Here is a 12367-nt window from a genome sequence, read left to right on the forward strand (position 1 = left end):
GTTCATCACCAGTTTTTGCAGATCATCCTGCAATCGCAGGCTTCCATACGCGTTCTGGCGCGCGCCAGTCGATGCCTTCGATCAGCATCGCGAGCTGCGCAGGAGAGAGCGCTACGGTGCCTCCCGCATCGCTTACACGCGGCCATACGAAGCCACCTCGGTCAATTCGTTTCGTGAACAGGCAGAGCCCGTTGCCGTCCCAGAACAGGATCTTCAACATCGATGCCTGCTTGCCGCGGAAGGCAAAGAGATGGCCCGAGAACGGGTACTTCTTCAGCGTGTCCTGGACCAGCATTGCGAGCCCATCCATGCCTTTCCGCATGTCGGTGTAGCCGAGCGCAAGGTGCACTTTCACGCCCGCGGGAACGATCATCATGATGCAGTCTCCTTGTTCTCGACATGCGCCCGGACCGTCGCTGGATCTGTGCCCGACGGTGCAAAAACCCGGCGTCCATCGGACAGCTCAACGGTCACCATGCCGTCCGGCGGTTGCAGGAGATGGTTCAAGACGAGCTGTTCGGATGCCCCTCCGGTGAGCGTCACTGCTGCAAAATTCGCTTTCGATCGCTTACCGAAGCCGAACTGGACGCGCCAGCGGAACAGCATGCTGGTGACGATGCCGTGGCGCCGACAGAGTTCGGCAGCGGACGTACCCGCAACGTCGGACTCACGCACGATCGCGAGCTTCTCCTCGTCCGTGAACCGGCGCCGGTTCGCGCGTCCATCACGTGGCTCATCTGTCAAGCTCGTTTCGCAGTCGGGCGCCTTAGCAGCGCTGCTTACGACGCTGCTAACGATGGGCCGGGCGGAGGGATCAAGATGGGCGCGCCAGTCGATCATGACCTCGCCGGCGTCCAGTCGGTCACGCCATTTGCGCAGCGAGTGCGGCGACAACTGCATTGCGACAGCGTAGGCGCGGAGACCCATTCCGCTCCAGTTCAGCGCCTCGACGTGCATCGCCCAGAACGCTTGGGACGCCCGATTACGTACATCCGAGGTGACCGTGTATCTGCGTTGCTTCTGCTTTCGGAGCGCTTGTTGCCGCTCCTCCCGGGCGCGTTCCCGGCGCAATTCCGTCTGTTGTTTCTCAAGCTTGAGCGCAGCTTCTTCCCCGGCCAGCCGCTTGAGCCAACGCCGGAATGTGTTCTCGGTCAGACGGTGTTGTCGGCAGTATTTGCGGATCCCGAAGCCACTTCGGCGCCACGCTTCAATGTGCAGCGACCACCATTCGCGGCGGGCCTTGTTCTCGAAATGTTTGGGTCCCACCGGAGATTCTCCACAGCAGCAGAGAACCCGAAATGGAGCGACAATGTACTACCGAAAAGACGTGCAAGGTCCGGAAGCTTACACAGGGCGACGGTCTAGGGCAAGATAAAAGGGGCTCGCCGGTTGAACACCAAGCCATTGACATGGCTTATGTTCAACCGTGCCGGTCGGTCGGAGGGCGTGCCGCTGTTGAGAGTTTTGTTAGCAAAATCAAAGAGCATTTCGGCACTGATCGTACTGTAGCGAACGCTGGCGAAAGAACAGGGTCATTCCCATGATGCCCTATAGCGGCCGTCGTGCCTGCGCTGACGCAGACCGCGCGGGGCAGGCGCGAAAGCCGTCTTAGCTCATGCCTCGGAACGCGCATCAGGCGGTGTCGTTGTTGCCACCTTCGGCCTGCTGCGTGGTCGCATCGACCTCCGATCCCTGCCGCTCCAGCCAGAAGCCGGGCGCCTGATACCAGACCCGCTCGGACACGGCGGATGATGGAATGCCACGGTGGAGTGCTTGGATCGGAACATTCATCGTCGGCGAGTTCTTGAGGGCACTCTTCAGCCGGCGGCCGGCGTCGTCATCGCGTCCGTTTGTACAGGGATAGATGCTGACCCCTCCGATCGACGAAGCCGCGAAGGAGGCACCGCGGCGGACCACGCGCAGCAGGAAGCCGGACCAATCCTCGCAGGTCAGCGGGAGCAGCAGCCGGCCGTTGTCGGCGAGGCCATCCAGCCATTGCGGAGCGGGATGCGTGCAGCCTGCGAACACGACCACGACGTCATGGTCGCTCGCGTCGGCGTGGGCATCCCGGCCGTCGCCCGAGATCACCTGGACCTGCGGCCAGGCCTTCAGGTTGGTGTGGGCTCGAGCGGCGAGAGCCGGGTCGACTTCGATCGCCGTCACTTGCCCGGAGGGCCCGACGATTTCGGCGAGCACGGCTGAATAGTAGCCGCTGCCCGCTCCGATCTGCAGCACCCGTTCACCTCGGGTGATATCGAGGTGCTCGAAATTGCGCGCCCAAAAGCTCGGCATCCCATTGTTGAGCTTCCGGCTCGGGTCGATCGAGACCAGGACGTCGTGGTAGAGCCAACGCGGATCGTCGTCCGGGGTGATGAACGACTCCCGGTAGGGGTAGGGTATGATCCACCAAGGACCTGGGCCGACGAACGCCTCTCGCGGGACGGCGCCGAAGGCCTCGACGATGTGTGGGTTGCGCAGGATTGGCGTCTTGCAGCGTAGGTCCTCGGCATACCAGCGGCGTGCTTTTGATATCTGATCCATGGTTCGCTCCTCTCGCATGGAGAGGATGCGGATCGCGGATCGGTCGCGCGGACATGGCGGAAAATTTTTCCCGAGGCTGTCCGCAACGGATCTGCTCGGCCGCATAATAGGGGTGATGGAACGATCGATTGGCACCCCTGGAGTTGGCTCGAACGCCGGTCGCACTGTCGCCGATGCGGCGGCGGCGATCGAGGCCTTGTCCGAGACCGATCTGGTGCGGCTGAAGGCTCTGGCGCAATTGTGGAGCCGCGGGCTGCCCGGAGGGATCGGCTGGACCGACGTGCTGCATGAGGCCATCCTCCGCGTTCTCGACGGATCGCGGGTCTGGCCGCTGGGTGTGCCGATCCTGGCTTTCCTGTCCGGCGTCATGCGCAGTCTCTGCGACGATTATTGGCGGCGCGTTCGCAGCGAGCAGCGGTTGCTGGTCAGCCGCGATGATCCCGGCCAGCACGGCGTCCCGAGCGATCCCGTTGACGAACTGGCCGATCCCGAACGCGTGGCTGTGGCGGTCGCAGGGCTCGCCGAGGTGTTCCGGCTGTTTGCAGGAGATCGGGTCGTGTTGCAGATCATCGACGGGCTGGCCAACGGCCTCACGGCCAGGGACATCTGCCGGGCGTATGGCATCTCGGCTAACGATTACGATACTGCGCGGCGGCGAATGCGGCGCGCGCTGCTCCGCCACCAACGGAATTGGAGCTCGCCATGACACGTTGGCACCCGCGTCTCGAACTCGCGCGCCTGCTCCAGGCGCTCAGCGATGACGTCATCGCGGCGACTGATGAGGAGCTCCGGGAGATCCAGGGACGTGCCCTGGCCGGCACGGCACGGCAGGTCAGGCGTCTCGTCAAGGCGGCGCAAGCTGCCGAGGGCGGCGAGCCCCGAATTGTCAGCTCTAGCGATACAGAACGCGGCCTGGAGCCTGTTTTATCGCATCACAATCGGCACTGATCGAGTGGGAGAAGGCCTGGAAGAGGAGGGGAGCCGGCCTCTTCGAGGGGCGGTCGGTCGAGGAGGGGCGGCCGGTTTGGGGGACTGCATGCGGTGCACGGCGAGCCTCGCACTGGCGAAGCTCATTGCGGTCGACGCCTGTCGCATCTCCGACCCACGCGGACTTGTCCATCGTATAGCGGCGTAGCACAGCGAAGACTCGGCGATATGCGAGCCCGGAGTTGCTGTGGCACAATCGATCTATGTCGCCGTGCGGCCATCGCCAGTTTGAGTTGCGCACACGGACGATTGCGAGACCCGGCAAGCGGCCGAACGAGGCGAATACTCAGGTCGGCCTCGCACGCCGTTCCGTGGGAGCAGGGTGCCGTCGGCCGGCTGAAGTTCGCGCCGATCTGCGTGGTCTTACCTGGACGGTCACCCGCCCGTGACCATCGTCCGTCGCGAGCACAGGGCGCAGTTCACCATCGTTCCGAACGCGGTCTTTGCGGATACCCGCCTCTCTGTCGAGGCCAAGGGCGTCCTCGGCTATCTCTTGTCGCGTCCTCACAAGTGGCACGTCCGCCTCGATCATATCGGGCGAACCCTCCTCGTCGGCCGCAAGAAGCTGCAGCGCATCTTCCGAGAGTTGATCGCCGCCGGCTACGTCACCCGCGAAGCACAACGAATTGTCGACGGACATCGGTTCGGTGAGATTGATTACGTCGTCCGTGACGTGCCGGTGCCTGTGGATAAGTCGGCGCGTCCGCGGGGTCGAAAGGGACCTGCGGCTCCGCGGGTCCAAAAGGGACCTGCGTATAAAGACTCACCGCGGGGCCCTGAGGGACCTGCCTATAAAGAACTATATAAAAACAGACCTGATCTGCTGGGAGCACGCGCTTTCGATGATCGGCCTGACATCGTCGGCACGGCGCGCGATGAGATGGCCGAGCTCCAGGATGACGCCTGCCTCGATCCGAGGATTGTCGAGCTTTTCGACGATGCTGCTGAAGGTTGGGAGTTGATTGTCGCGCTTCCGGACCCAGCACGGGACGAGTTGCGTCAACGCTACCGGCGGGGTGAGCTCGACCGGTTTGCGATCATGGAGCTCCGGATCCGATATCGACATTTGCTGGATGGCGGTCGGCCGAACGGCAGGTAAGCGATGCTGGGTGCAGTGACTTGACGAAGCTCCAAACCGCTGGGGGGAGTTGGCGGGGCGATCCAGGGGCCGCACCGGAAGCTATGCCGCGGATCGTCTTGATCTCTGCCTCTTCGTGAACATGCGCTGCAAGGGCCAGAGCGGGCGCAGGAGATTGAAGCGAATGAACCGGCCTCCATCCGCGCCGATCTCCTCCGAGGCACTCCAAGACGTCCGGAAGGATTTTAAGAGCTGTTGATCCGAGGGCGCAGCAAAGGGGGCAACAGTCGCCACAGGATATTGGCACTACGTGCGGCCGCGCTCTTGGCTGGTCTCGGCATGCGCGCTTCGCTCAGTTCAGTTAAGTCAGAATTCTCAACCATCCCAATTGTACGACATCGTATCCGAAACTCCGTCTAACGGATTTCGGATGTTGCCAAGCATTCGCTTAGCCGTCATCCGTCGGATCTGCGTGCCTTCGATGTCGCCGCGGCCATCAAATGAAGCGAGACCACCTCGAAATGCCAAAGCGCGAACCGATGCTTCGAAACGCTGCGGAAAAGCTCTGCCTCACCATTCCTGAGGCTGCGGTACTGTCTTCGCTGGGCCAGACGTCGCTCTACAAGGCGATCAAAGAAGGACGGCTGCGAATCCGAAAGTATGGCACGCGGACGATCATCACGCGCGCAGATCTGGCGTCCTTCTTGGAGAGCCTGCCCGATGCGACCAGGCAGCCCGAGCGGTGACATCCTCGGCGGGGCAGGGGATGGTCTGACCTTTCAGGCGACCTTCATCGGGGTCACGTTGCTCTTTGGTGGTTGCGTTGCGAAGTCTGCGAATGTCTGCATCACATGCAGTCGCTTCTTCAGGGCCTCGCCGCGCTTATAGGCCTTCTCGGCATCATCGCCCGTGATGTGGTGCAGGCAATGCTCGACGATTTCCTCCTCGAAGTGGGTTTGCTCCTGCGCCCAGGTTCGAAACGTCGTCCGGAAGCCGTGCACAGTCAGGGAGTCGTCTCCGGTGAGCTCCTTGAGATACTTGAGCATCGTCATGTTGCTCATCGGTCGCTTTAGACTGCGACCGGGAAAAACGAATTCGTCATTGACGCGGCTCTCGTAAGCCTCGCGCAGATAGGTCAGCGTCTGCCGGGGCAACGGCGTGCGCTTCAACCGCTCATTCTTGGTGCCGAGAAAGCCAAGATCCCAGATTCCGTTTTCGAGATCGAGTTGCGCCCAGCGCATGTTCTGAACTTCGGCGGTTCGTCCCAAGGTCAGGATGATGACCTCGAGTGCCCGCGCGCTTTGCGTCGAGATGGCGCTGAGCTTGTGCATGAACGCCGGCAGGTCCTGGTAGTCCATCGCCTTGTGGCCGCCCCGGATCGTGCCACGCCGCCGTTGCCTGGGCATGATCGGTTGCAGTCGGCTGGCCCAATCAGCGGGGTTGTCTTTCGGTCGCAGGTTGTGGGCGATCGCCGCGTCGAGAATCTTCTTGATGATCTGGCGAGCGGAGCGGGAGGTCTCAGGCTGCTGCCAGATCGGCATGAGCACGTTGACGACATGGGCGGTTTCGATCTCGTGGACCCAGTGCTTGTGGAGCGGGCGGCAGATGACCTGCACGATGCGCTTCAGCTTTGCTCTTGCGGCCTTGTGCCTCATGCCGGTCTCGTAGGTTCGCCGCCATTCCTCGGCGAATTCACCGAACTGGCGCGATCCCTGGGTGCGGCGTTTCTCTACGTCACGGTGCTCTCGCGGATCGGTCCCCTTTGCCAGCAGCCGCAGAGCGTCAATCGCCTTGTCCCTGGCCTCGGAGAGCTTCAGGCCGGTCTCCTTCGCCGAACCGAAACCCATCTTCTTGACGATGCCGTTGCGCTGGTAGCGGAACGCCCAGCGGCGGCCGCCGCTTGGGGTGACGATCAAATAGAGGTTGTTGCCGCACGGGTATTCGCCGGGCCCGACGGAGAGATAGTTCTTGGCGGTGATCTCGGGCTTTTGAGTTAGAAACTGCATGGGAGATTCGAACTCTTGTCCCTCGCCGAAAAATGCAGCGTTTCAGGTGAGGGGGATTCTAACTCAGATCGAGGGATGGCCAAATGGACGGGTCTGGCGGAGTTCGCCGACGATCGCCGATCCTACGCTGCAGTGACCGAAAGCGCGAAAAACCACGATCTGACAAGCGCTTATCGTGCGCTTCGGTGATGATCGGCGATGGCGGGTGAAGGGGGGCGAAGGCGGGCCTGGCGCGCTCGGAGAGATTCGAACTCCCGACCCTCGGAATCGAAATCCGATGCTCTATCCAGCTGAGCTACGAGCGCGTGCTGACGGACCATGATCCGCACGAATCCGGATACCAGACTTGCGCGGCCAAGGCCAGCCTTCGCGGTGGATCGTCAGGTGGCCAAAAGCCGGCCGGCGGCCGCGTCAGAGGCAGGGGTGCCGGCGGCGGTCCTGGCCGATATAGGCGGCCGAGCTCTGGTAGCAGTGGTTGGTCGACGGACCGTCGTAGAAGCCAAAGGTGCCTGGCAGCGGGCCTGGACCATAATTGTGCAGGAAGCTGATCGCATAAGGCAGCCCGTGATGGTGGCGGTGATGCCGGTGGTGGCCACGCGCCTCCGACGGCACTGGTGCGAGGGCGACGGTGGCCACGATCAAGGCGATGGCAGATGATGCGAGCTTGCTCATGTCTTTTCTCCGAAACCGCCTTTAAGGCGAAGTATTGGGCCGGCAATCTAACTTCGAAGTGTCGAAAAGGGTGCGTCAAAGCGGCTGTTCTGTCAAAATTTTGGCCTTTTCCGCAGGCTTAACGAATCCGTGACAAGGTCGGCCAGGTGCCGTTGGGCTGCCGTGCCTGGCCGCAAACCTCGCCCACGAGACCAGGTTGACCGTCCCGCCGATGAACCGCCTGATCCCATGCGTGGTGCTTTCGTTGGTCGCCGCGACCCCGGCGCGCGCGGATCTGCACATCACGCGCGATCATGGCGGATACATCGAAGAGTACAAGGCCAAATACCAGCACATTCGGGATACGCGTCAGCGCGTGATCATCGACGGCATCTGCAATTCCGCCTGCACGCTGGTCTTCGGGATCGTGCCGCTCAACAGGATCTGCGTCACCCCCAAAGCGAGCCTCGGCTTCCACCAGGCCTATTACGACAAGGCCTTCACCTTCGGTATCAAGGTGACCAGCTTCGAGGGGACGTCCGAGCTGATGTCCTATTATCCCGAGACCGTGAAGGATTGGCTCCGGCGCAACGGTGGGCTGACCACCGAGATGAAGCGGATCAAGAATGGCGTCGACCTCTGGAGGATCGTCGACCCCTGTCCGGACTCCTGGTGAGCTGTCTGGCTCGGTCAGGGATCGCTGCGGGGCCGCGATGGGTTCGTTCCTGCTGACACCACGAGCACCGGCACCTGCGACGCGGCGAGGACCGAGGCGATCATGGCGCCGAAGTCGAGAGCCGCGCCCTGCAACCGGTCGACGCCGAGCACGACCAGGTCAGCCTTGATTTTCGATGCCTCGGCCAGGATGGCGATATCAGGTCCGGCATCGGCGACGGCCGTCGTCACCTCGATGTCGTAGCGGCGGGCGGCCGCTGCATTCTCTGCGAGAACCTGGTCGGCGCGGTCCTTCTCCTCTCCCGCGCGCGGCCCGCTCGAGCTGGCCTGCGTCGTTGAGACATAGAGCAGACGCAGCCGGGCCGGCCCGACATGCGCGAGCGCGACGGCCACGTCGACGCCACCGCGCGAGACCCCGCGCCCGGACACGGGGACGAGGATGCACGCATCACGCTGCGGGACAGCCTCGTTGGACCCTGCCGCAGGCGCAAAAGCCAGCGCGAGCGGTCCGTCGAAGCCGGATGCGATCTCTTCGCAGGCCTTGCTGAACCTGCCATGCGGCGTCAGGCCGTTCGCGAGACCGATCAGCATCAGATCGAAGCCCTTGCGCGCTTCGTCCTCGACCGCCTCGCGCAGGCCCATTGTCGGTATGCGCGTCGTGATGTCGACCTCGGCATTGCTCTCGCTTTTTTCCGCTCCCTGCTGCGCGGCGTCCTTGACGACCGCCTCGGAGTGCGACGGGCCGTCGGCCTCCGACCGGGCTGCGTGCCGGATGCCTTCCACGTCGAGCATCGTGACCGGACGGCCGCCAGGGCCGGCGAGCAGCCCGGCGATGCGGGCGGCGAGCCGACCGCTGCTGCTGTCGTCGGCGGCCAGCAGCAGCCGTTCGAGGCCGCCGACGAAGCCGCTGCGCTCATGCGCCTCGCGCTCGAGCCTCGCTTGCTCCGAGCGGTCCGGCGGCAGCCGGCGCAGCGCGGCGCGGAGCATCGGCGGCATCGCCAGGGTGGTGAGGATCGCCATGGTGACGATCATCGTGAATAGCGGCTGGCTGAGCACGCCGATCGAGAGCCCGATGGAGGCGATGATGACCTCGGTCGAGCCGCGCGCATTCATGCCGCTGGCGAGCGCCAGCGACTCGCCGCGCGTCAGCCCGCCGAGCTTGCCGCCGGCCAGTGCACCCGCGAACTTGCCGAGGCTCGCGATGACGACGAGCCCGGCGGTGAAGAGCAGCAGCTCGGGTGTGTGGAGCTGGGTGAGGTCGGTGCCGAGCCCGGCCAGGCCGAAGAAGACGGGCATAAACAGGCTGGTGATCAGGCCCCGCAGCCGCTCGTCGATCTGCCGCGTCAGGATCGGAGATTCGCCCACCAGCACGCCGGTGACGAAGGCGCCGAGCACGGTGTGCACGCCGATCAGATGGGTGATGAGCGCCATCACGCTCATCAGCAGCAGGATGATCGTGACGACGGGGGAGGCGCTGACCAGGTGATCATTGGCAAGGCGGATCAGGATCGACACCAGGCGGCGCCCGACGGTGAAGCTGAGACCGAGGAACACCAGCGTTCCCAGCACGGACTGCGTGATGCCGCGGAGGTCGAGGCTGCCGCGGGAGGCGAGGCTGAAGATCACGGCGATGATGATCCAGCCGAGCGTGTCGTCGATGATCGCCGAGGCCACGATGATCTGGCCGACGTTGCGGCGCATGAAGTTCATCTCGCGGACAACGACGGCGACGATCTTGACCGATGAGATCGACAGCGCCGTTCCGAGGAACAGCGAGGCCACCAGCCGCGCCTCGGGATGCGGAAGCAGCATCTCCGGCATCCATTGGCCGAGGGCGAAGCCGCAGGCGAAGGGGACGGCGATGCCGAACACTGATATCGTCAGAGCGGGGCGGCCGACCTTGCGCACCAGCTTGAGGTCGATCTCCATGCCCGTGAGCAGGAGCAGCAACAGGATGCCGAACTGCGCCAGGCCCTCGATCATGGCCTGCTGGGCCGGATCGTGGGGGAAGATCGCAGCTTGCGCCGAAGGCCACAGCCAGCCGAGTAGCGAGGGTCCGAGCAGCAATCCCCCTAACAGCTCGCCGAGCACCGAGGGCTGGCCGATGCGCTGCATCAGCTCGCCGAGGCCGCGGCCGACGCCGATCAGAAGCGCGACCTGGATCAGCAGCAGCACTTCGGAGCCGTGCCGGCCTGCGCCAGCCTCGGCATGGGCTGCAGAGACGGGCAGGGCGACAAGCAGGCTTGTCCAGACGAGTGGTCGCCGCCACGCTTTGAGCGGCCAGCGCTCGATCAACCGGCGCCCACTCTGCCCTTGCCGCATCAGCGCCTCGGTCTCGCATCTCCCGCCATTCGGGAGGGGCTAAGGCGCCTATGACGAATATGTTCCAGCCTGCAATGGCCGCCGATCGAGCCGCGGCAGCGAGGCCAGAGAAATGCACGAAACAATCCAGCGCCAGATTGTCCCCACGACCGGGCACTGGATTGTTTCGCCGAACCGGCCAAGCGGGCGATGGCTTGCCCTCGGGCCGCACCAAGCGAGGTTAGCGCTTGGCCTTCTTCGTCTTCTTGGCCGCTTTCTTGGTGGCCTTCTTCGCCGTCTTCTTTGCAGCCTTCTTGGCGGCTTTCTTCACGGTCTTCTTCGCAGTCTTCTTGGCCGACGTCTTGGTCCGCGACCTTCTTGGCCTTCGCGGCGGCTCGCTTCGGTGCAGCCTTCTTGGCTGCCTTCTTCGAAGCCCGCTTCGCCTTCGGCGCAGCGGCAGTCACTGGATCCGTCGCAGGCTCGGGCGGGGTGCTCGGCGCGGCGATGGTCGGGTCGGTGAGTGTGGTGTCGTCCATATCGGGTCCCCCGATCTGTTGGAAACGCTATGACGATAGCTGGATTCTCCGTGCTGTCAAAGTGAGCGCAACTAATCACTTGTGCGCAAGCTCGCATAGGCCGCCAGCGCCCGCTCGCGCCCACGCTTGTGATCGATGGTCGGCGCGGGGTAGGAGCGTCCCAGCGTCACGCCGGCCTCGGCGAGCTCGAGCGGCTTTGCCGCCCAGGGTTGGTGGATCAGCGCAGCCGGCAGGCGCGCGAGCTCGGGAACCCAGCGCCGCACATAGGCGCCGCTGGCATCGAACTTCTCGCCCTGCAGCACGGGATTGAAGACGCGGAAATAGGGGGCGGCATCGGCGCCGGAGCCGGCGACCCACTGCCAGCTCGCCGGGTTGCTGCCGGGATCGGCATCGACCAGCGTGTCCCAGAACCACTGCTCGCCCTGCCGCCAGTCGATCAGCAGGTGCTTGACCAGCAGCGAGGCGGCGACCATGCGGACGCGGTTGTGCATGCTGCCGGTGTGCCAGAGCTCGCGCATGCCGGCATCGACGATCGGATAGCCGGTCCGGCCGCGTTGCCACGCCGCCAGCGCGGCGTCGTCCTGGGTCCATGGAAAAGCGTCGAAGGACGGTTGCAGGTTGCGGGTGGCGAGGTCGGGATTGTTGTAGAGCAGATGTCGGCTGAACTCGCGCCAGCCGACCTCGCTCAGAAACTTGTCGATCCCCTTCGCCAGAGCCGGCCTCTCCTCCGCGGCAAAGCGCGCGGCGTGAAAGATCTGGCGCGGGCTGATTTCGCCAAAGCGTAAATGCGGCGACAGCCGCGAGGTGGCCTCGACGTCCGGCCGGTCGCGATCCGCCGCGTAGGTCCCGACAGAGCTCGTGAGGAAGTCGTTCAGCCGCTGCTGCGCCGCGCGCTCGCCGGCCTGCCATGTTTCGCGCAGGCCACCCGCCCAGTCCGGCTTGGTCGGCTCGAGACCCAGTGCGTCGACTGCAAGGCTTGCGATCCCGGGCACCGGCGGCAGACGGACCGGCGTGGGCAAGGGCTTCGGCGGATCGCCCAGCGCCAGCACGCGCTTCCAGAACGGGGTGAACACGCGCGGGCCGCGCCCGTCCTTGCCGCGCATCTCCGCGGGATCGACCAGCAGGTCGTCAGCAAACACGCGCGAGGTGACGCCGATCTCGCCGAGCGCGGCTTCCACGCGCTCTGCGACGGCGCGCGGGCCGCGCTGCGCGACGTCGTTCCAATACACCGCGCCGGCCTTGGTCTCGCGCGCCAGCTGGCTGAGCACCGTCGCTGCCTGGCCGCGGCGGATCACCAGATCGGTGCCAAGCGACTGCAACTCTATGCGGAGTGCACGCAGTGATTGCGCCAGCCACCATCGCGTTGCGCCTCCAAGTGGACGAAGTCCACAACTCTCCTGATCGTAGATGTAACTACAAACAACCGGCACGCCGGCCTGGGCTGCGGTATACAACGCGGGGTGGTCAGAAAGTCGCAGGCTCTCGCGAAACCATACGATGATAGGGGTGGGAGCCATGCTCAGGTATCTTGTTGCTGCTTTTTGGGGTGATGTCCGTATTCTTCCGGCCGGAAAATAATCGGATGGAAACGA

At 64.1% G+C, this 12367-nt stretch carries 12 protein-coding genes and 1 tRNA gene; 5 read left to right on the forward strand and 8 right to left on the reverse strand.

Annotated features, from left to right (window positions below; all coding sequences use genetic code 11):
- Nucleotides 1–22: 22 nt before the first annotated feature.
- From tnpB to ACVILH_RS22460, 3 genes are all read right to left on the reverse strand, one after another.
- Entirely contained in the window at nt 23–376 is a 354-nt protein-coding gene (tnpB, locus tag ACVILH_RS22450) for an IS66 family insertion sequence element accessory protein TnpB (RefSeq protein ID WP_456714824.1), read from the reverse strand.
- Nucleotides 373–1266, reverse strand: coding sequence for an IS66 family insertion sequence element accessory protein TnpA (gene tnpA / locus ACVILH_RS22455; RefSeq protein ID WP_456714825.1), 894 nt, complete (start codon nt 1264–1266; stop codon nt 373–375). The genes tnpB and tnpA overlap by 4 nt, the downstream gene beginning before the upstream one ends.
- A gap of 366 nt (nt 1267–1632) precedes the next feature.
- Entirely contained in the window at nt 1633–2541 is a 909-nt protein-coding gene (locus ACVILH_RS22460) for a protein-L-isoaspartate O-methyltransferase family protein (RefSeq protein ID WP_456714826.1), read from the reverse strand.
- Between the two features lie 25 nt (nt 2542–2566).
- Here ACVILH_RS22460 and ACVILH_RS22465 point away from each other — a divergent pair, with 25 nt between their 5' ends.
- The 4 genes from ACVILH_RS22465 (at nt 2567) to ACVILH_RS22480 (ending at nt 5352) form a co-directional block, all read left to right on the forward strand.
- Nucleotides 2567–3247 (forward strand): RNA polymerase sigma factor, encoded by a 681-nt coding sequence (locus ACVILH_RS22465; protein WP_456714827.1) that lies wholly within the window; start codon nt 2567–2569, stop codon nt 3245–3247.
- Complete coding sequence (locus ACVILH_RS22470; RefSeq protein WP_456714828.1) at nt 3244–3489, forward strand: hypothetical protein; 246 nt, start codon at nt 3244–3246, stop codon at nt 3487–3489. Before ACVILH_RS22465 ends, ACVILH_RS22470 begins: the two co-directional genes overlap by 4 nt.
- Before the next feature lie 424 nt (nt 3490–3913).
- Nucleotides 3914–4627, forward strand: coding sequence for a hypothetical protein (locus tag ACVILH_RS22475; protein WP_456714829.1), 714 nt, complete (start codon nt 3914–3916; stop codon nt 4625–4627).
- A gap of 500 nt (nt 4628–5127) precedes the next feature.
- Complete coding sequence (locus ACVILH_RS22480; protein ID WP_456714830.1) at nt 5128–5352, forward strand: helix-turn-helix domain-containing protein; 225 nt, start codon at nt 5128–5130, stop codon at nt 5350–5352.
- A gap of 33 nt (nt 5353–5385) precedes the next feature.
- On the opposite strand, the gene ACVILH_RS22485 is transcribed toward ACVILH_RS22480, so the two are convergent.
- The 3 genes from ACVILH_RS22485 to ACVILH_RS22495 all read right to left on the reverse strand — a co-directional run bounded on the left by ACVILH_RS22485 (nt 5386) and on the right by ACVILH_RS22495 (nt 7284).
- Nucleotides 5386–6612: a tyrosine-type recombinase/integrase gene (locus ACVILH_RS22485; RefSeq protein WP_456714831.1), complete on the reverse strand. Its 1227-nt coding sequence runs from the start codon at nt 6610–6612 to the stop codon at nt 5386–5388.
- A gap of 228 nt (nt 6613–6840) precedes the next feature.
- Nucleotides 6841–6917, reverse strand: a tRNA-Arg gene (locus ACVILH_RS22490).
- Nucleotides 6918–7023: 106 nt separating this feature from the next.
- Nucleotides 7024–7284 (reverse strand): hypothetical protein, encoded by a 261-nt coding sequence (locus ACVILH_RS22495; RefSeq protein ID WP_456714832.1) that lies wholly within the window; start codon nt 7282–7284, stop codon nt 7024–7026.
- Nucleotides 7285–7495: 211 nt separating this feature from the next.
- Between ACVILH_RS22495 and ACVILH_RS22500 the strand changes: the two genes are divergently transcribed.
- On the forward strand, nt 7496–7939 hold the full coding sequence (locus tag ACVILH_RS22500) for a hypothetical protein (RefSeq protein ID WP_456717050.1): 444 nt from the start codon (nt 7496–7498) through the stop codon (nt 7937–7939).
- A 14-nt stretch (nt 7940–7953) separates the two neighbouring features.
- On the opposite strand, the gene ACVILH_RS22505 is transcribed toward ACVILH_RS22500, so the two are convergent.
- Together ACVILH_RS22505 and ACVILH_RS22510 are read right to left on the reverse strand one after the other, a co-directional pair.
- Nucleotides 7954–10260 (reverse strand): cation:proton antiporter domain-containing protein, encoded by a 2307-nt coding sequence (locus tag ACVILH_RS22505; RefSeq protein ID WP_456714833.1) that lies wholly within the window; start codon nt 10258–10260, stop codon nt 7954–7956.
- Between the two features lie 586 nt (nt 10261–10846).
- Entirely contained in the window at nt 10847–12292 is a 1446-nt protein-coding gene (locus tag ACVILH_RS22510) for a cryptochrome/photolyase family protein (RefSeq protein WP_456714834.1), read from the reverse strand.
- Between the last annotated feature and the right edge of the window lie 75 nt (nt 12293–12367).

The organism is Bradyrhizobium sp. USDA 4353 (genome assembly GCF_054063215.1).

Coding starts and splice junctions, on each gene's coding strand:
- tnpB (WP_456714824.1), bottom strand. CDS start 376: ATGATGATCGTTCCCGCGGGCGTGAAAGTGCACCTTGCGCTCGGCTAC.
- ACVILH_RS22460 (WP_456714826.1), bottom strand. CDS start 2,541: ATGGATCAGATATCAAAAGCACGCCGCTGGTATGCCGAGGACCTACGC.
- ACVILH_RS22465 (WP_456714827.1), top strand. CDS start 2,567: ATGCGGATCGCGGATCGGTCGCGCGGACATGGCGGAAAATTTTTCCCG.
- ACVILH_RS22470 (WP_456714828.1), top strand. CDS start 3,244: ATGACACGTTGGCACCCGCGTCTCGAACTCGCGCGCCTGCTCCAGGCG.
- ACVILH_RS22480 (WP_456714830.1), top strand. CDS start 5,128: ATGCCAAAGCGCGAACCGATGCTTCGAAACGCTGCGGAAAAGCTCTGC.
- ACVILH_RS22485 (WP_456714831.1), bottom strand. CDS start 6,612: ATGCAGTTTCTAACTCAAAAGCCCGAGATCACCGCCAAGAACTATCTC.
- ACVILH_RS22495 (WP_456714832.1), bottom strand. CDS start 7,284: ATGAGCAAGCTCGCATCATCTGCCATCGCCTTGATCGTGGCCACCGTC.
- ACVILH_RS22500 (WP_456717050.1), top strand. CDS start 7,496: ATGAACCGCCTGATCCCATGCGTGGTGCTTTCGTTGGTCGCCGCGACC.
- ACVILH_RS22505 (WP_456714833.1), bottom strand. CDS start 10,260: ATGCGGCAAGGGCAGAGTGGGCGCCGGTTGATCGAGCGCTGGCCGCTC.
- ACVILH_RS22510 (WP_456714834.1), bottom strand. CDS start 12,292: ATGGCTCCCACCCCTATCATCGTATGGTTTCGCGAGAGCCTGCGACTT.